We start from the raw sequence: 1,233 nt of genomic DNA on the forward strand, positions 1-1,233 counted from the left end.
CGGGCCTCACGGCCTGCGCCGACATGTCCGGCATCGCGCCCCATGCGCAGATGCGCGACGCCGCCTCGCTCGGCCTTGCGGCGCCAGCCGCCGGTGCCGGCGCGGTGGCGCAGAAGTCCTTCGCCGAAGCCACGCTGCCCACGGACTGGTGGCTGGGCTTCGGCGACGGCCAGCTCGATGCGCTCATCGACCGCGCCCTGGCCACCAACCCCAACCTGAAGCTCACCGAGGCGCGCATCGCCCGCGCCCAGGCCTTCATCGAGACCGCCCGCGCGGCCGACGGCCCGCAGCTCAACGGCAGCCTGGACGTGAACCGGCAGCTCTACAGCGCCAACGGCCCCTACCCGCCGCCGCTGGCCGGCAGCGTACTCAACAGCGGCACGGCGCGCCTGTCGGGCAGCTGGGAGATCGACTTCTTCGGCAAGAACCGCGCCGCGCTCGAATCCGCCCTGGGCAGCGCCAATGCCGCGCAGGCCGATGCCCAGGCCGCGCGCCTGCTGCTGGCCAGCAACGTGGCGCGCAGCTATTTCCAGCTGGCGCGCCTGAAGGCCCAATTGGGTGTGGCCGAACGCACGCTGGCCCAGCGCAACGAAACGCTGCGCCTGGTGCGCGACCGCGTGGATGCGGGCCTGGACACCCAGCTGGAGCGGCGCCAGAGCGAAGGCGGCCTGCCCGAGGCGCGCCAGCAGATCGAGGCGATCCAGGAGCAGATCGCCCTCACCCGCAATGCCCTGGGCGCGCTGGTGGGTCAGCCAAATGCCGCGAACGCCCTAGATTTTCCTGCCCTGGATGCTATTCATTCGATAGCAATTCCCGGCACGCTGCCGGCCGACCTGCTGGGCCGGCGGCCCGACGTGGCCGCCGCGCGCTGGCGCGTGGAGGCCGCCACCCAGGACGTGGCCGTGGCCAAGGCGCAGTTCTATCCGAACGTGAACCTGACGGCCTTCCTGGGCCTGTCGTCGATCGGGCTGGACCGCTTCGCCGAGGCCGGCAGCAAGGAGTGGGGCATCGGCCCGGCGATCCGCCTGCCGATCTTCGACTCGGGCCGCCTGCGCGCCAACCTGCGCGGCAAGGCCGCCGACGTGGATGCGGCGGTCGAGAGCTACAACGCCGCGCTGCTGGATGCCGTGCATGACGCGGCCGACCAGCTCGCCTCGGCCCGCTCCATCGACCGCCAGCAGGCCGAGCAGCGCCACGCGCAAGAGGCCGCCGAGGCCGCCTACGACATCGCCC

General features: G+C 72.5%; 1 protein-coding gene. It reads left to right on the forward strand.

Annotated elements, in window-relative coordinates; translation table 11 throughout:
- Positions 1-1,233, forward strand: a 1,233-nt coding sequence (locus AC27KI_RS25220) for an efflux transporter outer membrane subunit (RefSeq protein ID WP_487116526.1), incomplete at both ends; no start/stop codon positions are given.

The sequence above is a fragment of the Acidovorax sp. KPB24-03 genome, assembly GCF_057546605.1.